The sequence below is a fragment of the Flavobacterium silvaticum genome, assembly GCF_012911565.1.
Taxonomy (GTDB): Bacteria; Bacteroidota; Bacteroidia; order Flavobacteriales; family Flavobacteriaceae; genus Flavobacterium; species Flavobacterium silvaticum.
In genome coordinates, this window is the sequence record NZ_JAAMPU010000108.1 from 504,329 (window position 1) to 526,518 (window position 22,190).

A 22,190-nucleotide genomic window follows, 5' to 3' on the forward strand; every position below is an offset into this window, starting at 1 on the left:
ATGAATATCAGGATTATCGGCTCCGGAAGCTACGTACCCGGAGTGACAATGAAAAACGCCGACTTCAGTAACCATGCTTTTTTAAACGAGGACGGAACTCCGCTTGGAGTAGCCGGTGAAACCGTAATCCGCAAATTCAAAGATATTACCGGAATTGAGGAAAGACGCTATGTGGAAGACGATTTGCTTACCAGCGACATTGCCTATTTTGCCGCCGAAAAAGCCATCGAAGACGCCGGAATCGACCGCGAAACCATCGACTATATCATTCTTGCCCATAATTTCGGGAACGTAAAAGCAGGCGCCATCCAATCTGACATCCTGCCTAGCCTTGCTACCCGTGTCAAGAATAGCCTGAGGATCCAAAACCCGGGTTGTGTGGCCTACGATATCCTTTTTGGTTGTCCGGGCTGGATCGAAGGTATGCTGCAGGCCAACGCCTTCATCAAATCCGGCATGGCAAAACGCTGTCTGGTCATCGGGGCAGAAACGCTTTCAAGGGTTGTCGACGTACACGATCGCGATTCCATGATTTACAGTGACGGAGCCGGAGCCACAATCGTGGAAGCCAATGGCGACGACCACGGATTGCTATCACACGAAAGTGCAAGTTATACGTACGACGAAGCCTATTATTTATTCTTCGGAAATTCAAATAACAAAGAACTCGATCCAGATGTACGCTACATCAAAATGCACGGCCGAAAGATTTATGAATTCGCCCTGAGCAAAGTTCCGGCAGCCATGAAAAGCTGTCTCGATAAAAGCGGCATCGACATCAAGGACGTCAAAAAAATCCTTATCCATCAGGCCAACGAAAAAATGGACGAAGCCATCATCCATCGCTTCTATAAATTATACGATCAGGAACCACCAGGACTTACCATGCCCATGAGCATCCACAAACTCGGGAATTCAAGCGTCGCCACAGTTCCTACACTTTACGATTTGCTCGTAAAAGGAAAAGTTCCGAACCACGAAATTAGTCCGGGCGATGTACTTATATTTGCGTCAGTCGGCGCGGGCATGAACATCAACGCTTTCGTCTACAGATATTGATTTTTAATTTGGAGCCAATCCGGCTGTTTGCTGCAACTCCTCACAATTCCGCCAGGTTTTTAAAAGTTATGTCATGGCTTCCGTTGGTCGCCCCACATAACTAAAAAAACCAAGTCGTAATTGCTGCGGGGTTTTCGCTTCCATCCGGGCTAATCACGATACATGTACGAAAATGTCTATCCAGACAAGCGCTTTCGCCTCACGCTGGAATTCCTCAAAAAACACACTTCCGGAACCGAGAAAATCCTTGACCTTGGTGTAGAAAATCCGTTTTCCACCATCATGAAAAAAGAAGGTTTCGACGTCCGCAACACGACTGGCGAAGACCTCGATTTCGATCAATCCGAACTGGAAAAAGCGGGTTATGATGTAGTCACGGCATTTGAAATATTCGAACACCTGCTCAATCCGTTCACGGTACTTCAGCATATAAAATCGGACAAAATCTTTATCTCGATTCCAATGCGGCTGTGGTTTTCACCGGCCTATCGTAGCAAAACCGACATATGGGACCGTCATTACCACGAATTCGAAGACTGGCAACTCGACTGGCTGTTGGAAAAAACCGGATGGAAAATCGTCGACAGCCAAAAATGGACGAATCCGGTCAAGAGTTTCGGCCTGCGTCCGTTGCTGCGAAAATTCACCAACAGATACTATATCATCTATGCCGAAAGAATCTAAGCGAAACTACAGTCACCATCGCCGAAATTCATATATGTATCCGAAAAATCCGTCTTCCCGAACGATTTTGAGATGATCGAATCCTTGACTTTTTTGGTTCGGTACAGGAATACGAATGACTTTTTGAATTCGGCCACCATGGGTTCATCATAGGTAATGATCTCGCGCACTCCGGTTTCAATGGCATGCAGTTTTACGATGTCTGCGATAATTGCGGCATCTTTCTTTTCATAATAGGCGAACAACAATTTGCTCACTTTGGCCCGTTTCTGCAACACGACAAAACCAATGCACTTTCCGGCCTTCACAACTTTCATCATATAAATGGCAAAGCTGCTGTCGTACATGGAAAATTCGTAATCGCGTGCATTCGTCAAATACAGCAACGGTGCTTCCTGAACCCACGGATAGGCTTTCATCCAGGCAAAGAAATCGGCTGTCTTTTGAGACAGATGATGCTGCCCGAGTGCCTTTACCAATTGCATGCATTCTGAATCCGGAGCCGACAGATATTCGATTTTTATGGACGACAACTTATTTTTTAAAACTGCTTTCTGGAAATACAACCTCGGCTCTACAAACAGATTGATGACAAAATCCTTGAATCTCCACAATCTTTTGAGTTTCGAAGCCCACGGAAAAAGTGCCGGCATCACAAAAACAAGATTGCTCCTGAGAACAGCCTTGATTCCACGATTTTGCTTTAAATCTGTGAAGTAACCGGACTTATCATAGACACGTTTGGCACTTGGCGTAAACTGGGAAATCCCGATTTTGCCGTCCAACGTTTCATACATCGTATTGAGGATTTCGCGCCCGATTCCGCTGCCCTTGGTTTTCGGGTGCACCCACCAGGTCGAAAGCCACCCGATTTTTTGATGGTTTCCGTCAAGGGTCACATAATCTGTGAACACACCCATGTAACCTAAAAGTTCGTCGTTTTGATAACCCAAAAGCAATACAATGTCGTCATCGGCGCAATTGGGATTGTGGTAATGCGCCAATAAACGATGACGGCTCACCGACAGGAATTCATTGTCCCAAACAGCTTTTTCATTCAGGATTTCCGGTATTTCGCGGCGATAGACTTTACGGATTCGGATCATTTACGACGGATTTTATAGTTTCCGGTTATTTTATTGAACACTTTGTAGAGGTTTTCCATCCCGATGACTTTTTGTATCTCACGGCTTGGATCTTCTATGGAAAAACGCTGGATAATTCTTGGGCTTATGTCTTTTTTCAACCCCGAATTCCCGAATATCAGGATTTCGGGATCATAATCAAGCAAACTTTTTACAAGTTTTTCAGAAGCCGGTTTATCTGAAAACGGAAACGCAAAAATCGAATACGGAATCCCGAAATTACTTTTGACCCATTCGATTGAATCGATAATCTGTTTTTTCTGTTCTTCAAGACTGAGCTGCTGCAACGGCGGATGTGACATGGTATGGCCGCCGAAATAGAATCCGTCGGCAATCATCTCCCTGATTTCATCTGTCGTTATGTAGGGCTTTTGATTTTTCAGAAATGCCGATATATCGACATCGGCGATCTTCAACGCCTGCGGCAACAGTCCGCGTTTGGCATAAGGCAATTTGAGTATTTTGGTTCTGAAATCGGTTGCATCAGAAAATTTAAATTCCAGGATATCGGCGATTTGCCTGAGTAGATCCGATGGGAATTTCCGTCTGTCCAGATCATCGAGCAACACACTGATTTCATGTTTGTAAAGCGCCTGATTGTTATCTACAAAATCCGGATTCAGAAAAAACGCAGCCTTGATTCCTTTTTGTTTGAGTACCGGATAGACATGGGTGTAAATTTCTCGCAGCCCGTCATCAAAAGTCAGCAAAAAACCATTTTCAGGCGATGTGTCATTTCCGAGGTCTTTCAATTCGAGTTGGTGGTAATTCGAGGTCAGGATTTCAAGATCTGAAAGAAAAACCGCATCTCCTTTGTAAGGATACAACTGTGAAATGTGCGGAAGCTTTACATCTGTAATCAAATGATAATAAGGAAATACCGATTGCTTGCGAAAAGAACCGCGCGGTGCCATGCGATACAAAAAATTCCTGACAAGACCCATAATCAAAAACTCCGGCAATACCGGAGTCTTACAAATATACGATTAAGAAATAAAGGCTGTTATTTTTTGACAATCCTGCGGGTCACTTCGTTTGTGCCATCTGTAAGCTGGATCATGTAAATTCCGGTCGCCAAAGAAGAAACGTCCAACTTTTCACCAACGATGTTTCCGGACATCGTTATGCTTCCGAAGGCATTATACACTTTATAGCTCACAGATGAAGCCGCATTAGTCCAGCGTACATTAAGCTTGTCCGATGCAGGATTCGGATAAATTGCCACTACAGGGTCATTGTTTTGCTTAACAGATAGCGCATCGTCATATAAAGCATCTACATCTGACTGTACAAAGGTTCTTGCAAAATAGGAAACATTATCCAAAGCACCTTCGAAATAATCGGCTGGCCCATCCATATTGCGATCGTGACGGCCCAGGCAACCCGGATTCAACGAATAGACTAAATCACCTCCGTATCCAGCATAATATCCGCCAAGATCGACACGGTCAAACCAGATGCGCATTTCGGTAGCCGAAGTTACGCTGACGCACACGTGGTGCCATTCACCAACCTGTACGCTGCTGTTGCTTACGAAGGTCTGTCGTGTCTCTTCTGTAAAATTATAGGTTCCGTTTCCAAAATTGACAGCATAATGGGCATCGGCACTTGTGGAATTCATCCAGACACCGGCCGCGCGATTTTCTTCAAACGAAGTATTGAAAACCACTTGCTTCAAATAATCGGCGCTATCATAGCGAATCCAGAACGAGAAAGAAACGGGCAACGGTGTTTTTAAGGCATCTACATTAGGCAATTCCACATAGCTGTCGACTCCGTTGAAATAGGCAGCCGATTCCGGATTTCCGTAACGGTCATCTATGAATGTGACGTTGTATGGAGTTGCATTGAAACCTTGTCCGCTTACATCGTCCACGTTTCCGTTAAAGTCGTAAATTGCCAGCAGGTTGTTTGTCAACTGCGACATGGCAAGAAAAGGGAGCAACAAAATGAGTAAAAGGTAGTTATGCTTCATTGTCTTTTTTTTCAAATATAAAATTTTCCATCTGATTGGAGACAAATTCGAATCACATAAAATTCAGTATCGTTATCCCGGCCTATAACGAGGAACAATTCCTGCCGTTGACCATTGACTCCCTTGTAAGCCAAACCGTTTTACCGCATGAAGTTATTGTTGTAAACGACAATTCTACCGATTCGACTTCCCAAATCGCGGCCACTTACGCACAAAGATATCCTTGGATAAAATTGCTCAATACGTCATCTGATGCCGTGCATTTACCCGGAAGCAAGGTAATACGGGCTTTTCAAAAGGGTTTTGATGCACTTGAAAATAAGGATTTCGACATTATCGTGAAACTCGACGCCGATTTGATTCTTCCCGTTGATTATTTTGAAAAAATCATTGTCGTTTTTGAATCAGACGAGAAGATTGGCATGGCCGGCGGTTTTGCCTATATCGAAAAAAACGGCGAATGGATTTTGGAAAACCTGACTGACAAAGACCACATTCGCGGCGCTTTCAAGGCATACCGCAAACAATGTTTCGACCAGATTGGCGGCTTGCGACCGGCGATGGGCTGGGATACGGCAGATGAACTGCTGTGCAAATTCTACGGTTGGAAAGTAATCACGCTTCCCGAACTCAAAGTCAAACACCTCAAACCGACAGGTGCGAATTACGACAAGGCCGCACGGTATAAACAAGGCGAGGCTTTTTACACTTTGGGTTACGGATTCTGGATCACGGCCATTGCGTCGGCGAAATTGGCTATGCGGAAAAAGAAACCGCTGCTATTTTTGGATTACCTGAATGGTTTCCTAAAGGCAAAAGCTGAGAAAAAACAAATGCTTGTTACTAATGAACAGGCCAAATTCATCCGGAAATACCGCCTTGAAAAAATGAAGGAAAAAATTTTTTGAAGAATAGAGTATTTTATCGTCCCGCCCGTTCAAGGTAAGCTTTGTAACAACAACATTGATACATAGCCCGAGACGCGTCTGAACTGTAACCTCAAATCTTGGATCAAAAAAAACAGCGAGCCGAAACTCGCTGTAAAAAACTATCGATTCCAAATAAATGGTGCCTTTCTAAGGTAATTTTCATCTGACAATTGTCGTATTAGAAACAAAGCCAGATTAAAGGCACTGATCGAATCGCCCAAACAATCTTCAAGGCTGGCATCTATTTCAGTAACCTGATCCGTGAGTGCTATCAACGGAAGCCGCACCAAGGTCCAATCGACAGAACTTTGGCTTAAGACTTCAAATTCCTTTTGTTTGTCCAACGTGGTTTCAGGATAATTTTTCTTCATCCAATCTGTACCGGATTGCGTTTTCTGACTTTTTTTATCAAAAGGCGTATCAACATTCAATCCCGTAATGACAATGTAACGATTGACTTCCAATTCATTCATTGCCTTGATTACATTACCCGTAGAGACACTGAAGATGGATTTTTCGCTATTCGGCTGACCTAATCCCAGCGTGCTTATTACGGCATGACAACCTTCGATGAGCTTTTTGACCGCAGAGTAATCATTGGCATTCCCTACGATGACTTTTACCGATTCGCCATTATTGTTGTATTGTTCCGGATTCCGGATAAGTAGTTTGAGTTGAAAGCCTTGTTTGAGTAATTCCTTTACAAGATATTTTCCGGCTTTACCTGTGCCGCCAATTACGGCAATAGTATGTTTTTTCATTATTCTATTTATATAATTAAAAATTGATGCCATTCGCCAAGAGCAGTGAATGACACTATTTCGCCTGAGTGTGGCAAAAAAATCTTTGTGTTTTATAAATAGATTTTGATAGGGCAAATATAAACTAACCGCAACATTTTTTTTTCGAAAATATGTAAGCCGTTTACCATAACCAGACTATTAAAATATGTCCGAACCAATCGAATATATTGACAAGCCCCACATTTATTCGTACTTTCGCCCTTATTCGCATTTATGATTGTAGCCCGTTACCTGACCCAGATAGGAAAATATTTCCTGATGATCAAAGAAGTTTTCCGGAAGCCGACGAAGGCTTCGGTGATGCGCGGGCTGATTCTCAAAGAGATTGACGATTTGATAATCGGGTCACTTGGGATCGTGGCTTTCATATCTTTTTTCGTCGGTGGTGTTGTTTCGATACAAACGGCATTGAACCTGACGAATCCATTGATTCCCAAATATCTTATCGGATTTGCGACACGACAATCGGTAATCCTTGAGTTTGCGCCGACTTTTATTTCGATCATCATGGCCGGTAAGGTTGGTTCTTTCATCACCTCGAGCATAGGAACCATGCGGGTTACGGAGCAAATCGACGCGCTCGAAGTAATGGGCGTGAATGCGCTCAATTACCTGGTTTTCCCAAAAATCGTCGCATTGATGCTGTATCCGTTTGTGATTATGCTGAGCATGTTCCTTGGTATTTTAGGCGGATGGATGGCCGGTGTTTACGGCGGTTTTGTAAGCAGTACCGAATTCATCCAGGGAATACAGACGGAATTTATCCCGTTCCACATTACATACGCTTTTATCAAGACCATCATCTTTGCGATTTTGTTGGCCACGATCCCGTCTTTCCACGGATTCTACATGAAAGGCGGCGCACTGGAAGTGGGTAAAGCGAGTACGACATCGTTTGTTTGGACTTCAGTTGCCATCATTCTCTCGAACTATATCTTAACCCAATTACTTTTGAGCAAATGATCGAAGTCAAAGAGCTTGTAAAATCGTTTGGTGATGTTACCGTCCTAAAAGGCATAACGACAACTTTTGAGACCGGAAAAACGAACCTCATCATTGGTCAGAGCGGATCTGGAAAAACCGTTTTGCTTAAAAGCCTGTTGGGAATACATAAGCCCGATTCAGGAAAAATACTCTATGACGGCCGGGCCTATTGGGATTTGAACGAAGATGAAAAACGAGACCTGCGGACAGAAATTGGGATGGTATTCCAGGGAAGTGCCTTGTTCGACAGCATGACCGTTGCCCAGAATGTAGCTTTCCCACTTCGGATGTTCAGTACCAAAACCCAAGGAGAAATCAAAGACCGCGTAGACCAGGTATTGCAGCGTGTAAACCTTATCGATGCACATAAAAAAATGCCGTCTGAAATATCGGGAGGTATGCAAAAGCGGGTTGCGATTGCGCGCGCGATTGTGAATAATCCAAAGTATCTGTTTTGTGACGAACCGAACTCAGGGCTCGATCCAAAAACGTCTACCGTGATCGACAACCTGATCCAGGAAATCACAAAAGAATACAACATCACAACCGTCATCAACACACATGACATGAACTCGGTGATGGAAATTGGCGAGAAAATCGTATTTCTCAAAGAGGGAGTGCTTGCTTGGGAAGGAACCAAAAAAGAAATCTTCAAGACCGATAACGAAGCCATCGTAGACTTTGTTTATTCTTCAAATCTATTCAAGAAGGTCCGCAAAGCCCAACGTCGCGAAGACAAAGACGCCGATGCCGAACTTTAATCGTGAAGCAAGTACACCCAACCGGTTTTAGGTTCCGCATTGACTGGTTTCACCAAATAATAATAGGTTGCGCTTGGCAGTAAATTCCCATTGTAATCCTGGCCGTGCCATTGGTCGACGTATTGTGATTTCCCGTAAACCGTAACACCGTATCTGTTAAATATTTTTACTTCCTGTATTTCTCCCAAACCGCTAAGGTCGAACGAATCGTTGTTTCCGTCATTGTTGGGTGAAACACCTTTTGGAATATCGCAAGTGGTTCCGCCAACCTCAACCTGTAACAATCTTTCGCAACCTTCGGGCGTGGTCAATGAAACGTGGTACATTCCATTTTCAAGTCCGGTGATGTCGACAGGATTTTGGGCCGACGAAAAATTATCGGGGCCATTCCATGAAAGGGTCAAAGCCGACACGTCTGTTTGAGCAGAATCACCTGAAAGTACTTGCAACATGAATCGGCCCTCGATACAATCGGAAAACGCAACATATGTCGGAAAAGGATTTATGTTGATTTCCAAAGTCGACATACCAGATTCACAATCGCCATTGCTGACCATTACCGTGTAATTGCCATTGTCTGCAACCGACGGATTTTGAATGACAGGGTTTTGTTCAGATGATGTAAAACCATTCGGGCCTGTCCACGAATAGGTAACATCCGGAATTGTAGTTGCCAACAAATTAAGTGCGCTTTGTTCACACGGAATCTGTTCTATAAAGGCAACCGGTGTTTCAGGGATTTGCTTCAGGTTCAAATCAATTACGGCTTCATCAAAAACACCACAAAACCCTTCGACAGTGTATTTGAACTGATAATTCCCGGCAGACAATCCAGCCGTATCCCAAAGTGCGCCGTTGAGTGAACCGCTTGATGTGGTTTCCGTCCAGATTCCGTATGTGTCATACGAACCTGACAATAAACCTGAAAGATCGACGATACCTTGAGCGCAAAGATTTGCTGTAGTATCATTTCCAGCCTGAGGATTTTGCTGGGCTGAAGAAATGGTAAAATCCAACGTACGGTCTATGCAGGAATTGGTGAACGGATATTCGATGCGTACATGATAGATTCCGGAATCGGCCGCTGCGTTAAAAGATGAAAAATTAAGGTTGTTCGACGTACTTAAAATATTTGACACATCGTCGCCTTTCCACCAGCTGTAATCCAGGAAATCAAACAAGGACATAGTGAGGCTGCCGGGTTGTCCGTCGCATAATTGGACAGGGGAAACGGTAAGCTCTACAGGAACCGTAACATCAAAAAGCCTATTTAAGATGTTACCACAATTATCCTGTACCTGAAAATTATAAATGGCCGGTTCTAAACCGGCAAACATCGCTGAGTTCTGGTCGGGAATGGAAAATGGCTGTCCATTTTTTTCCGTAATCCGATATGTTAATGGTTGAACACCGTTGGCTACAAGTACAACATCAGTAATTGAAGATTCGCATGCGAATGCAAAAACATCGTCAATATGAGGCTGTTGGTTATATGTGAAATTGTATATTTCGCGTACACAAAACAAATCTTCGGAAGGAACAGGTGAAACGATATGAAATGTCAATAACACGCGAAATGTACCGCTAAAGGCCAAATTTGGGTTCATGATGTCATTATAAACCATAAGTGCGTTGGTTGTGGTTATGTTTCCCGGCGCAGCATTTCCCGTAAGAGGATGACCCCATAATCCCGTTACTGGGTTATACTTCTGCAACCAGTAATTAGGAAGCCAGGCATTGTATAAATCGTAGTACAAGGACAGGCCGAACGAATTACAGCCTTCGAGCACAGAGATGTTGTTGTTCGTCACAATCAATGGTGGGAGGTATACATCTACCTGCTTCTGGCGACCACAGGAATCCACAAGGCTAAATGTATAATCGCCTATTGGATATCCATTGGCCCGGAACACTCCCTGAAAAATAGACGAAGATACGTTATGGGGCAGGCTAAATGGATATAATGGAGGCGCACTGATTACATTCACGCTGACTAATTCCGAAACGCCATCCATTGTGATTATACCTAAAGATGCTTCATCGTCGGCACAACCCGGGAGCACATCCACCGCGACTATCATTTCTGAAGGGTTCTGGGAAACAGAGATATTTGAAACCGCAACATGGCCGCAGGCATCTGTTACCTGAACCTGGTAATTTCCTGCGGGAACCGGGTTTGAATCTGATCCGTAAAAAGCCGGTGCCGCAAAAGGTCCCGGATGGGACGGATTAAAATTTACCGGATTGAATCCAGATGGAGCCGAAATGAAACTTATCGTCATTGGATAGTATCCGTACACAATGTCAATTTTCAATTTTTTGTTATTACATGATGCATTTAACGCCAAAAGAGAAATTTCAAAGCTTTCGTTAATGAAAAACTGACCGCTCGTAAAGACATTTCCACAATTATCCGTAATTTTCATCTGGTACGAATATATCTGATTATTGAAGAAAGGTATATCCTGGCCTATTGAGCCTTGATCAGGATTTCCCGACGATAGTACCTCATTTATAATAATAGGCGCTCCGGCTGGTGGAAATACGGTATATTGAATCGATAGCGGATAGGCAATCGTACTACCTGTTGGCACTAAAAGGACATTGTTGACATGAACTTCATTACAACCGGGCAAGTTTGGATTTACACCATATTCCGAAAAAGTGAAATTAGCATTCAATGCTCCTATTGTAAAATTCTGAACCACACCTTCGCCACAATTGTCAAAAACACGAACCTGATAATTTCCCGAAGGCAGGTTATCAAAAATATTTGACGATTGTAAAGGCCGAATTGCAGGACCTGCAAAGATTTCATAAGTCGTCGCGTTCCCACTCACAATATTTACCGTCAGTTTTCCATCGTTACCACAAACTGTTTTTTTTATGGTAAGTGAATAAGTCAGAGGGGAAACTTGATATGAAATACTTACATCTTGCTGCTGCGCATTACTCTCATTGCCCAAAGACTGGGTTGCAATCACACGATAATTCCCTGCAACAAGGCCTCCCAGCGTTTGTAAACTCTGGGTAGCTATGGGCGAAATAATATCCGGCAAATGATAAATGGTGTAGACTATCGTTGCACCAGAAGTCGTATTCTGGGTTGTGAAAGATAGTGATCCGTTTCCCGGACAAGTTTCCGGAGCAGTCGTTACACTGAGGCTGAATGCTGAGAGCTGAGCGGATACTTTTGCGGAAAAAACAACAAATAATAGGACCAGAACAATCTGGAAGAAAGTATTTTTTTTCATGTAGTTCAGTTTACGGATGAAGCAAATACACCCAACCTGTCTTTGGCTCCCCACTAGCCAGAGTAATCAAATAGAAATAGGTTGCGCTCGGAAGTAAATTACCATTGTAATCCTGGCCGTGCCACTGATCTACGTATTGGGCTTGTTCATAAACCGTCATTCCATAGCGGTTAAAAATTTTTACCCGTTCGATTTCACCGAATCCGCTTAAGTCAAAGTTGTCGTTATCACCGTCGTCATTTGGACTGATTCCGGCAGAGATACGACACAAGGTAGTTGCTATGTGCTGTGTCGCTTCGGTAGAACAACCTTGCGGATTGGTTCCTGTAACGGTGTAGTCTCCAGGTAGATTTCCGGTAATGTCGATACTTTCTCCATTTGCCGAAAAGCCATCGGGGCCAATCCAGTGGAATTCCATTGCATCTGCCGAAGCCGATTCCACATCGAGTATCATCCGATCCTGTCTGCAACCAAATGAAATTGAAAGCTCCGGAAGCGCAGCCACATTTGCGTTGACCGTAGCAATTTCTGATGGGCAAGCCCCTATGAAAGCCTGCACGCTATATATTCCACTGTTGGCTACCGTTGCATTTTCTATGGTCGGATTTTGTTCTGACGACGTGAATCCCAACGGGCCATTCCATTCATATGTAGCTCCAGGAATTGCGGCCACATTCAGCTCTATGTTTCCATTTTCACAGGTCTGGATTGAAGCGACCAACTGTGGAACTGGTGGCGCGGGCAAAATATGGATGATGATGTCGGCTTCATCTGTCGGGCCGCAATCATTGCTTACAGAATACCGAAAGGTGTAATTGCCGGTTGCAGCCGTACCGGAATTCCAGACGTTGTCATCAAGGGTTATGTTCGGCGTGATTGCACTCCAGTTTCCACCATTTTGAAAATCTCCTGATAAATACGAATTTAAATCAATTGAATCAGGCGCATCACAAAAACTCTGTTCAGTATCACCACCCGCAAATGGCACAAGAGTAATATGTTCAAAAGTGTATTCGAGTGTAATATCAAGACAGGAATTTGGAGCAGACGCCGTGATATGAACGTAATACGTCCCTAAGTTATCCGCTGAATAGCTTGGAAATTCAAGTGTTGCCGTATTTGAAAGTTCCTGACCTGACCCTTCTTTGTGCCACGAATAATTCAGGAATGAAAACGATGGAACCGTAATTTGAGCCATTTGGTTTTCACAAAGCCCCTCACCGCCTATCGTCAGCGGATACGGATCACTGATGTCATATAATTGGTTGACGATATTATGGCAGACGTCTTCCACCTGAAAATTGTAAATCCCCGGGGCAAGGCCGGTAAAATACCCGGAGTTGCCATTATCTACCAGCATCGGGCTTCCGTCAAAACTGGTTATCCTGTAGGTAAGCGGTTCCATTCCGACAGCCTCTACAATCACATCATTCAGATTGGAACTACACGAAAAACTGTAAACATTCCGGATATCCGGAACGCCAAAAAAATCAAATTCAAATATGGTATTGAGGCAGTTGCGTTCAACAGGATCCGTAGAAAACATAACTCTGTAAGAAACGACCCTAAAATGCCCTGAAGGAAATACCAAATTATAATTAATACTAGTATTCGTAAGCTGAAATCCCGTTGCCGCTGTTATTGCGGTTCCGGGAACGTACGCAGCTCCGCTTGCCGGATGACCCCATTCCTGTGTAACCGCGTCATATCTTTGCAGCCAGAAGGTAATGGGACTGGTATTATTGTCTGAATATTGCAAATTAATGTCAAAGGAACCGCAATGCGGGATGACCGAGGAATTGTCTGAGACGGTCAACCCTTCAATAGTTATGGGAAGATCAAACTCACTTTCGCACAAATCTGTAACATGAAACATATAGCTCCCGGTGACAAGGCCGGCGACCCGGAGCGTCTCGTTATTCAGCAACGCAGTCATATCAATAGGATAATCGGACGCATATTCAGCTGGTCCGCTTGCGAGTTCGATATGGATAATGCCCGAAGTTCCTCCTACAAAAAGCGATGCATATCCAGGTCCGCATCCACGCTGTACAGAATACACCGGAGGAGCTGAATTTATAGGCCCTACATCCAAATGTAATTCCTGCCATATACCACATTCGTTTTGGGCCATTACGGTGTATTGTCCGTAAGGCAACATTCCCATATAAAAGGTATGCGACGGGAATTCAGAAAGGGCATACGGCAAATCATGGTCATAAGCATCCGGCGCCTCCGTTACGATAGCCTGAAGCGCCATCAGGACACTTGCCGTGGTACCTTCACACGAAATATCAGGAGCAATCAACGCCGTTGTCCCACTTATGGTGACAGAAAATGTCTGCGAGAACGTATGCCCGCAACTGTCTGAAGCCGAAATAGTATACGAATAAGTCTGGCCAACATCAAGCAACACATTTTCTGACAGCACCAATGAAAACATATCTTGCTGGGCATCGGAAATGGAATTCTGGACAACAGTTCCATTGGGAAGCGTGATGGTATATTCAATATCTATGGGATAATTGAGGTTAGAATTCGCGGCGATGCTTTGATTGATGGTCGAGGTATCACAATCTACAGATTCAACCTCAGGCGTAACCAATAAACTGAATGATGATGGCTGGGGGAAAAAAGTGTAGGTTTGGACAACAGCTTCTCCGCACACATCGGTTACACGAACAGTATACGTGCCGCCAGTAAGTCCGGAAAGCTCATTGGACGCTTGTTGCGGTAATATCTGAGGCCCGGAAATGATTTCATAAAACTCCGGATTTCCGGTAAGTGCGTGAACTATGATGGTTCCTGTTTCGCCGCATCCGTCACTTCTATTGGTGAGGCTGTAGGACAACAGTTCAATTTGATTTTCAACCTCAAAATCAACCTGTTGGGTCGACGATTGTCCGTTTAAGGATTGGGTAGCGAATACGGTGTAACTTCCCGCTTCAAGGCCACAAAAAGAAGCCGATGAAGTTGTGGTGAGTGGATTTGACAAATCCGGCAATTCATAGACCGAATATAAAACTGTTGCTCCAGTAACGGTTCCGGAAACAGTAAAATTGACACAAGCGTTACCTGAACAGGTTTCGTTGGTATGAGTTGCTGTAAAAGTAAAAGCTGGCAATTGTGCCTTTACCGATAATGAAAAAAACATAAAAACGAAAAGTAATGACTGCAATCCGGTAATTTTCGTCTTCATGCTTTGGCTGTTTTTAATTGTCCATTGAATTGGCAAGACCAGTAATCCTTTTGATTTCCTGTTCTTTGTGTTTAGGAAATATAAGAAGAATGTCGTTGCGGTCAACTATGATGTAATCGTCAAGGCCGTCAATGACAATCAGCTTTTTAGCATCGCTCCTGATGATATTGTTTGTTGCATTTTCAAGAATGACCTTCGCATTGACCACTGCGTTGTTGCTGTCGTCTTTAGGAAGTTTATCATGCAGCGAACCCCAGGTTCCCAAATCATTCCAGTCGAAGGATGCGGGTAAGACAAAAACGTTGCGTGCCGGTTCCATCAGGGCATAATCTATTGATATTCCTTCTGCCTTTGCATAATTCTCATCTATGAATTTTTGTTCTTCAGGCGTATTGTAATAGGAATTTCCGGTTTCAAAAAGCGCCTTCATGGCCGGCTGGAATTTTTCAAAAGCTTCCAATACCGATGACACGCTCCAGATAAAAATACCTGCATTCCATACAAAGTTCCCGCTTTCAAGAAATGCTTTTGCCGTTTCATAATCCGGTTTTTCACGAAATTGCTTCACGCGTTTCATATCGTCGGAATCGGATTTATCAAACTCAATGTATCCATAACCGGTATTAGGAAATGTCGGGCGGATGCCAAGCGTAATCAATGAATCATGCATTTCCGCAAAAGCAAAACACTGCTCAAGGTCTTTCCCGAATGCATCTTCGTCTTCTATCCAGTGATCGCTCGGCGCCACAATCATCAAGGCATCCGGATTTTCCTTTCGGATTTTCAAAGATGCATATAAGATGCACGGAGCTGTGTTGCGCATTGCAGGTTCAAGCAGGATATTTTTTTCAGATACCTTCGGAAGCTGATCGGCTACGATATCTTTATATCTTTCGTTGGTCAGGATAAGTATATTTTCTTCAGGAACAATCTGCGAAAGCCGCTCATATGTTTTCTGGATAAGCGTTTGACCGGCACCTAGCATATCGTGGAATTGCTTCGGAAACTCGGTTGTACTTACCGGCCAGAACCGAGAACCGACTCCGCCTGCCATCAAAACAGCGTAATAATTTTTATTCATGTGATCAAATATGTTCGCCCCTGTTTACTTTTTGAGGAAGCGGCTCTACCTCGGCGTTCGGATTAAACAAAAACGTCCGGCCTGTTGCCGTTTCAACACACTCGTATCGTTTGACACGCAACGCACCTTTCTGAAAGATACGATTCTGCCTGATTCGGAACAAGCTGCCATAAGGCAATTCAAACAAAAAAAGTTGGCCGTCCTTTTCATCGAACGATTTCAGGGCCAAAGCAAGACTCGCATCGGTATCGCTACTGGCCGACGGATTCCGGAAATGACGCGCCAATAAAGGCAATAATTGGTTCGGGAAAATCTCAGGTCGTAAAAACGGAAGCATCAGTAACCGGAACTCCTGTTTCCATTCCAACCCGTGCGGTTTTATCATACGCCCATGCTTTTCAAAAGCGACAAGATGTGCGATTTCATGGATCAGCGTAATCATGAACCTGTATTTATTGAGGCTCGAATTTACGGTAATCTGGTGTTTTCCATCGACAGCTTTGCGGTAATCCCCATGACGTGTATGTCGTTCATTGACAATCTTGAGATGGACATTATTTTCGACGATCAGGTTAAAAACCGCCAATACTGCATGTTCCGGAAGATATTTCGCGAGTACGTCGTTCATGGTGTACTTGCCGAAACCTGAAGCACTTTTCCGTTGTAGAACTTTTGTGCGTTCAATGAAAAATCCATGATGTAATTTGCCATTTCCAATGCTGATACCGGTGCCTGATAACCCGGAAATGCTTCTGCCAGCATTTCTGTCTGAACCGCACCCAAAGCCAGTACGTTGAACGAAATTCCGGAGTCTTTATATTCTTCCGCCAACATTTCCGTTAGCGTTATCACAGCACCTTTGCTCGAACTGTAAGCCGCCAATCCAGGAAATTTCATACTTCCCTGAATACCGCCCATACTGCTAATTGTAACCATATGACTGCCTTTGACCATAAACGGAAGGCAAATCCGCGTCAGTTCGGCCACACCAAAAACATTGACTTTATAGACAGATTCAAAATCGGCATTCGTCAACTGTGAAAAGGGTTTTGTGATGAGTTGTCCGGCGTTGTGTATCAGGATGTCGATAGTTGTCGGATTCGTCTGCAGAAAATCAGCGAACGATTGCAATCCGTCATCGGCAGTCAAATCGACACTGAAAAAACTGATGTTGGCATGTGCATTCAAATCCGGATGTGGCTTTCGCGAAAGCGCAACTACTTTATGTCCGGAATTCGCAAAAGATAAGGCCAGCTGCAACCCAATGCCACGGCTTGTTCCGGTAATGACTACGGTTTTCATAGGTTGTAAATATAAAGAATGATGACAAAACGACTGTGATTTAAACCCGATAATATCAAAAAGGCATATTGGGGCATAATTCCACAATCAAACGCTACAAAAGCCACACATTTCTTCAATTTCTAAAAGGCTCATTATATATCAAATATCTGAAAATGAATAAATTAACAAATAATAAATCAGTCAAAACCTTTCGGCACATTTTTGGAAAATGAAAATATACAGGTCGATTAGTTTAGTTAAATTGAGTGAATGAAGACACGTTTTCTTCACATAAGGGAGATGTAGACAGCATCTCCTTTTTGTTTTTTATAACAATTGTAACATTTTGGGCGAATCAAAAAGCTAAATTTGTAGCTATCACTCAAATCCCGGATTATGCCCCCAAAAGTTCTGGTAATTGACGACGACGTTTCTTTCTGTCTGTTATTAAAAACATTTCTCGCCAAAAACGGCTATTCCGTCTCGACAGCATTTTCGGGTCAGGAAGCATTGCCTATGTTGCACGACGATTGGGCTGCGGTGATTACCGACATTCGTCTGCCCGACAGTTCCGGGATTGAAATCCTGAAGCAGATCCGAGAAAAGTCCCAAACCACACAAGTCATCCTGATTACGGGATATACCGATATCAAAGCCGCTGTAAAAGCGATGAAAGAAGGTGCTTTCGATTATGTCGGAAAACCGATAAACCCCGAAGAATTGCTCCATACGCTTCAACTGGCGCTAAAAAGCACTTCGGTTTCAACAGCAGAACCTTCAAAGAAACCGGATCCTTCCTCTGTCAAAACCAAACCAAATAATCATTTCGTAAGCGGGATTGACCAGGAATCAAGAAAGCTTCATGAAATGGCGCAATTGGTGGCACCGACGAATTTATCGGTATTGATTCAAGGCGACAGCGGAACCGGAAAAGAATACCTGGCACAATCCATTCACGAATCGAGTAAGCGCGCCTCACAACCTTTCATTGCCGTTGATTGTGGCGCCATTCCGAAAGAACTGGCATCGAGCGAATTTTTCGGACACGTAAAAGGCTCTTTCACCGGAGCACTATCAGATAAATCAGGGCATTTTGAAGCCGCTAATGGAGGAACATTGTTTTTGGATGAAGTAGGAAATTTAAGTTCCGAAGTGCAGGTACAATTGCTTCGCGCGCTCCAGGAACGAAAAGTCAAGCCAGTAGGAAGCAATCACGAAATAAAAGTCGACATCCGATTGGTCGCAGCTACGAACGAGGATTTAGTCGAAGCTGTAAAACGAGGAGATTTTCGTGAAGATTTGTACCATCGACTCAATGAATTCTCGCTTGAAGTCCCACGGTTATCACAGCGCGGCTCGGACATCATGATATTTGCCAATCACTTTTTAGCCCATGCCAATCACGAACTCGACCGCAATGTGACGGTTTTTGATCCGGAAGTCGAATATATTTTCCTCAACTATGATTGGCCAGGGAATTTGCGTGAAATGAAGAACACAGTCAGAAGATCTGTTTTATTGGCACAATCTGAAACATTTACCGTGGATTTGCTTCCGGCACACATGGTTTCTTTTGAAAATGAAGCTTCGGAAGACGGCCTGTCCGTAAGACGTAATGAAGAAAGCACCATCCGGAAAGCATTGGATCAGGCTAATTTCAACAAAAGCAAGGCAGCCCGCATGCTTGAAATAGACCGGAAGACGTTGTACAACAAACTCAAACTGTACAATATTGACTGTTAATCGAGTTCGACCAAAAGTCCTTCGAATAATGCTTCCATTTTTTTGCAGATTACCAGAACATAGCGCTTGAGTTGTGTTTTGTTCATCTCGATTTTCTTATGCTCCAAAGGCTCAAGGAGCTGCACGATTGAATTTGCTTCAAGTTGCTTGAGCATCGGGCTCATTTTGTGTGCAAGCGCCGACAATTTATTCAGGTCATAATATGACGCAGCTTCTGAAAGTTCATTACAATTCAAACGTGAACTTTCTACAAAGGTGTTGAGGATTATCCGCAGCGACTCTTTATCCTTTTGCGTAAAATGATTGAGCGTTTCCAGGCTATACAATACATCCGGATTATCTGCAACCGATACTTTAAGCGGAATATCCAAGCTTGTTTCGACTCCAAGCAAATCTCCTATCTGTTTGAGCAAAACGGGTAAATCCAGCGGCTTCGGATGAACGGCCGTAAATCCTCTCGAGGTAAAATCTTCCACTGTCAAATCACGTTTTCCGGACAATGCCAGGACCGGTATTTGTGAAAGGGCGGGATCTGAATTGGAACGCAATCTCCGGACGAGTTCAAAACCGTCTATATCGGGCATCTGAACATCTGTAATGACCAGATCGAAAAATTCTTCCGATAATATTCCCGGCACATTCACGGCGTTGCTTTCCGTTCTGATTTCAACCGGATATTGCTGGAACAATTCACGCATCAATGTGAGCTGCATGGCATCATCGTCAACAACGAGTATCTTTTTGCCTCTAAGGGTCGGATATAAATTGCTCTTTTGGATGATTGGTTCCGATGTTTCCATGGCAACAGGTTCCTTAGGCAATGTAACCGTAAAAGTAGAACCTTTTCCTTCTTCACTTTCCAGTTTGATGCTTCCTCCCAAAAGTCCCAACATACGTTTTGCAATGGTAAGTCCCAGGCCTGTTCCGCCGAATTTTTTCTCTATTCCCGAATGCGCCTGGGTGAATTCTTTGAAAACTGATTGCTGGCTAGCTTTTGCGATTCCTATTCCCGTATCGGCGACTGCAATTTCGAGCGTATTTTCATATGCTTTTGCCATGACGATAACCGATCCTTTCTGGGTGAATTTTATGGCATTCGATATCAGGTTGGTCAGGACTTGCTTGATGCGATAAGGATCCGATAAGAAGTAATTATCAATTTCATGGTCTATCTGCCAACGCAGGGCAATCTTTTTGTTCGTGGCATTGGGTTCAAGTGACAGGCAACAATTTTCAATAAGCTCCTTTAAGTTGAAGGGAACTTTCTGGATGCTGATGCGGTCGTTTTCCAGCTTTGAAAAATCGATAAGGTCATTAACGAGACGCACGATGTATTCAGATGAATTCCTGATGTTGTCCGTGTATTGCAGTTGCTTTTTATCCAGATGTGTGCTTCGAAGCAAATCTGTAAATCCAATGACACTTCCCAAGGGCGTTTGTATGTCGTGGGTTACGGTCGCCAAAAGCATGGTCTTGCTTCGGAGTAAGTCTTCTTTTTCCAGATTCAGTATTTCGAGACGTTGTCTGTAACGCTGGCTGATACTGATGTCCCTTATTCCAAGCCAGACAATCAACACAAAAATAAAAAATGCAATGGCTCCAATCCAGGCGACCTTTTTAGTTGTTGCTGCGACAGTTTGTTTTGACCTGTCGATTTTGGCGTAGGATTCGGTGACGATGTCGTTTTGAAGTGAACCTACGATAACACGGATTTTATCTGAAATCACGCGGCTTTCATCCTGCAGTTTCTGTTCCTTTAAAAAGAGATTGTATTTGACCCGGTTATCGCGAAGGATCAATTTGTTCAGCATTTTCTCAATTTCGGCCGTCAACCTTTCATTAGATACCGGAAGACGGCTCAATGAATCCTGCTGCCTTGGTGTAAGCACGCGATTGAGGAACTGACGCAGTTGGGTGTCATTTTTAAATGCGACAGGTTTTACGGTTTTGTTGAGTGAATCCTTGACCTTAGAGATTTTTCGAACGGCTTTGTTAAACGTATTATCTACGGTATAGGCTTTTCTGAAATCCATGATCTCGCGCATGCTTTCGCGTTTCGATGCGAGCAATTGCTGGATGGTATCGAGTTTTAAAAGTTGATTGCCATCTATTCCGGTTTTCAAACCTTCGAATTGCAACGTAACGCTATCGATCATTTTGTTATACGATGCAAATTCGGATTCGGAACTTTTGAGCAATGCATTACGCCCGACGGTTTCGGCAGCGTACAATCTGGTCACGGCATCTGATATATCGATGACCTTACGGCTTTCCTGACCGATGTTTTCATCAGGCACAGCTGTCTTTAAAATTTCAGTGTAAACAAACCACACAGCTAGTACTGCGGTGGCAAAAAGCAAAAGGTAACCGGTTACCACTTTGCCTGTAATGGCTTTAGGTTTATGAATCATGATTTTAGGGGCTTAAAATCTTGCTTACTAAAGATAAAAATTGTTTTGTATAAAAAAACCCGGATGAACCGGGTTTTTAGGAATTTATTAAGAGATAGTTATATTCTTTGTAGTTATTTGGGATTTATTCCTACAATTACAACTACCTGAATCAGTAATTTCTGATGGTTTCCGCCGAAAATGTATCATTACTTGCGGCAGGGGGATAAACATAGCCTTTGGTGTAAATAGTGTAGATTCTTCCGACTTCAAGATTTCCATTGGTCATGGTATATAAGGTCTGCTCTGAACCGGCAAGTTTGAAAACGTAATTTTCAAGTGCGTCTACTTCTACGTCCATGTAGTCACTTGAGCCTTTAAAAGGAAGTGTCGCAATGGTTTGGGAATTTTTGTAAATCATTATTTCCGGGGCATCGGCAGTTAAATTAATAAAACGTACGCGAGCCTTGTTTGTAGCAGGATATTCCAAAGAATCCTGAAAAGTCACCAACTCTATTTCTTCAAACCGGTTCACTGCAAATGTACTGAAAACCTGCCCTACCGTAAGTGTCAAGGTATCGGTGGCCAGCACTTCGCCTGTCTCATCTTTTATTTTAAGAACGCGCTCACCAGGGCTGAATGAGTAATAACCTTCTGCATCTGTGTAATTGAGACCATTCACATTTACCGCGTTGTCATCGGCAAAAAAATAAAGATCCCCTGAATCAGGGCTCGCATTGGCTACAACTCCATAAGCGACTTGGGGCGGTTCGTACGTGTAATCTCCGCTATCGGTAGAACAAGAAGCCATCGACATAGTAACAGCAGCAAAAGCAAGGCATCTGGTTAAATTTGGAAACTTCATAATAGTAATTGAATTTAATTTAAGTATAGTTTGC

General features: G+C 43.5%; 17 protein-coding genes. 6 read left to right on the forward strand and 11 right to left on the reverse strand.

Translation table 11 applies throughout. The features are described 5' to 3' along the window. Nucleotides 1–1,059, forward strand: coding sequence for a 3-oxoacyl-ACP synthase III family protein (locus G6047_RS16475; RefSeq protein WP_169528717.1), 1,059 nt, complete (start codon nt 1–3; stop codon nt 1,057–1,059). Between the two features lie 162 nt (nt 1,060–1,221). Next, on the forward strand, nt 1,222–1,743 hold the full coding sequence (locus tag G6047_RS16480; protein ID WP_169528718.1) for a class I SAM-dependent methyltransferase: 522 nt from the start codon (nt 1,222–1,224) through the stop codon (nt 1,741–1,743). Here the strand turns inward: G6047_RS16480 and G6047_RS16485 are convergent. From G6047_RS16485 to G6047_RS16495, 3 genes are all read right to left on the reverse strand, one after another. Beyond that, a complete protein-coding gene (locus G6047_RS16485; RefSeq protein WP_169528719.1) occupies nt 1,740–2,849 on the reverse strand; it encodes a GNAT family N-acetyltransferase in 1,110 nt (369 codons plus the stop codon). The genes G6047_RS16480 and G6047_RS16485 overlap by 4 nt on opposite strands. Then, nucleotides 2,846–3,802, reverse strand: coding sequence for a polysaccharide deacetylase family protein (locus G6047_RS16490; RefSeq protein WP_169528720.1), 957 nt, complete (start codon nt 3,800–3,802; stop codon nt 2,846–2,848). The genes G6047_RS16485 and G6047_RS16490 overlap by 4 nt, the downstream gene beginning before the upstream one ends. Nucleotides 3,803–3,891: 89 nt before the next feature. Further along, nucleotides 3,892–4,863, reverse strand: a complete 972-nt coding sequence (locus tag G6047_RS16495) for a T9SS type A sorting domain-containing protein (protein ID WP_169528721.1) — start codon at nt 4,861–4,863, stop codon at nt 3,892–3,894. A 56-nt stretch (nt 4,864–4,919) separates the two neighbouring features. On the opposite strand from G6047_RS16495, the gene G6047_RS16500 reads away from it, so the two are divergent. Next, entirely contained in the window at nt 4,920–5,771 is an 852-nt protein-coding gene (locus G6047_RS16500) for a glycosyltransferase family 2 protein (RefSeq protein ID WP_169528777.1), read from the forward strand. A gap of 140 nt (nt 5,772–5,911) precedes the next feature. On the opposite strand, the gene G6047_RS16505 is transcribed toward G6047_RS16500, so the two are convergent. Next, complete coding sequence (locus tag G6047_RS16505; RefSeq protein ID WP_169528722.1) at nt 5,912–6,553, reverse strand: NAD(P)-dependent oxidoreductase; 642 nt, start codon at nt 6,551–6,553, stop codon at nt 5,912–5,914. A 255-nt stretch (nt 6,554–6,808) separates the two neighbouring features. On the opposite strand from G6047_RS16505, the gene G6047_RS16510 reads away from it, so the two are divergent. Together G6047_RS16510 and G6047_RS16515 are read left to right on the forward strand one after the other, a co-directional pair. Continuing rightward, complete coding sequence (locus tag G6047_RS16510) at nt 6,809–7,558, forward strand: MlaE family ABC transporter permease (protein WP_169528723.1); 750 nt, start codon at nt 6,809–6,811, stop codon at nt 7,556–7,558. Continuing rightward, the gene (locus G6047_RS16515; protein ID WP_169528724.1) at nt 7,555–8,340 is read left to right on the forward strand and encodes an ABC transporter ATP-binding protein; all 786 of its coding nucleotides are present in this window, start codon (nt 7,555–7,557) and stop codon (nt 8,338–8,340) included. The genes G6047_RS16510 and G6047_RS16515 overlap by 4 nt, the downstream gene beginning before the upstream one ends. On the opposite strand, the gene G6047_RS16520 is transcribed toward G6047_RS16515, so the two are convergent. Genes G6047_RS16520 through G6047_RS16540 form a run of 5 tightly spaced genes read right to left on the reverse strand, consistent with a single transcriptional unit; the run spans nt 8,337 to nt 17,176 of the window. Continuing rightward, the gene (locus tag G6047_RS16520) at nt 8,337–11,594 is read right to left on the reverse strand and encodes a T9SS type B sorting domain-containing protein (RefSeq protein WP_169528725.1); all 3,258 of its coding nucleotides are present in this window, start codon (nt 11,592–11,594) and stop codon (nt 8,337–8,339) included. The two genes, G6047_RS16515 and G6047_RS16520, sit on opposite strands and share 4 nt — an antisense overlap. 10 nt (nt 11,595–11,604) lie before the next feature. Continuing rightward, nucleotides 11,605–14,793, reverse strand: coding sequence for a T9SS type B sorting domain-containing protein (locus G6047_RS16525; RefSeq protein ID WP_169528726.1), 3,189 nt, complete (start codon nt 14,791–14,793; stop codon nt 11,605–11,607). A 13-nt stretch (nt 14,794–14,806) separates the two neighbouring features. Beyond that, nucleotides 14,807–15,874 carry a mannose-1-phosphate guanylyltransferase gene (locus G6047_RS16530; protein ID WP_169528727.1) on the reverse strand — a complete coding sequence of 356 codons (1,068 nt, stop codon included), beginning with the start codon at nt 15,872–15,874 and terminating at the stop codon, nt 14,807–14,809. Nucleotides 15,875–15,878: 4 nt separating this feature from the next. Continuing rightward, a complete protein-coding gene (locus G6047_RS16535) occupies nt 15,879–16,502 on the reverse strand; it encodes a SprT-like domain-containing protein (protein ID WP_169528728.1) in 624 nt (207 codons plus the stop codon). Further along, the gene (locus G6047_RS16540; protein WP_169528729.1) at nt 16,499–17,176 is read right to left on the reverse strand and encodes an SDR family NAD(P)-dependent oxidoreductase; all 678 of its coding nucleotides are present in this window, start codon (nt 17,174–17,176) and stop codon (nt 16,499–16,501) included. Before G6047_RS16540 ends, G6047_RS16535 begins: the two co-directional genes overlap by 4 nt. A 378-nt stretch (nt 17,177–17,554) precedes the next feature. Between G6047_RS16540 and G6047_RS16545 the strand changes: the two genes are divergently transcribed. Then, nucleotides 17,555–18,901 (forward strand): sigma-54-dependent transcriptional regulator, encoded by a 1,347-nt coding sequence (locus tag G6047_RS16545; protein ID WP_169528730.1) that lies wholly within the window; start codon nt 17,555–17,557, stop codon nt 18,899–18,901. On the opposite strand, the gene G6047_RS16550 is transcribed toward G6047_RS16545, so the two are convergent. Beyond that, the gene (locus G6047_RS16550) at nt 18,898–21,312 is read right to left on the reverse strand and encodes a hybrid sensor histidine kinase/response regulator (protein ID WP_169528731.1); all 2,415 of its coding nucleotides are present in this window, start codon (nt 21,310–21,312) and stop codon (nt 18,898–18,900) included. The two genes, G6047_RS16545 and G6047_RS16550, sit on opposite strands and share 4 nt — an antisense overlap. A gap of 151 nt (nt 21,313–21,463) precedes the next feature. Next, a complete protein-coding gene (locus tag G6047_RS16555; RefSeq protein WP_169528732.1) occupies nt 21,464–22,156 on the reverse strand; it encodes a DUF4397 domain-containing protein in 693 nt (230 codons plus the stop codon). Nucleotides 22,157–22,190: the final 34 nt, after the last annotated feature.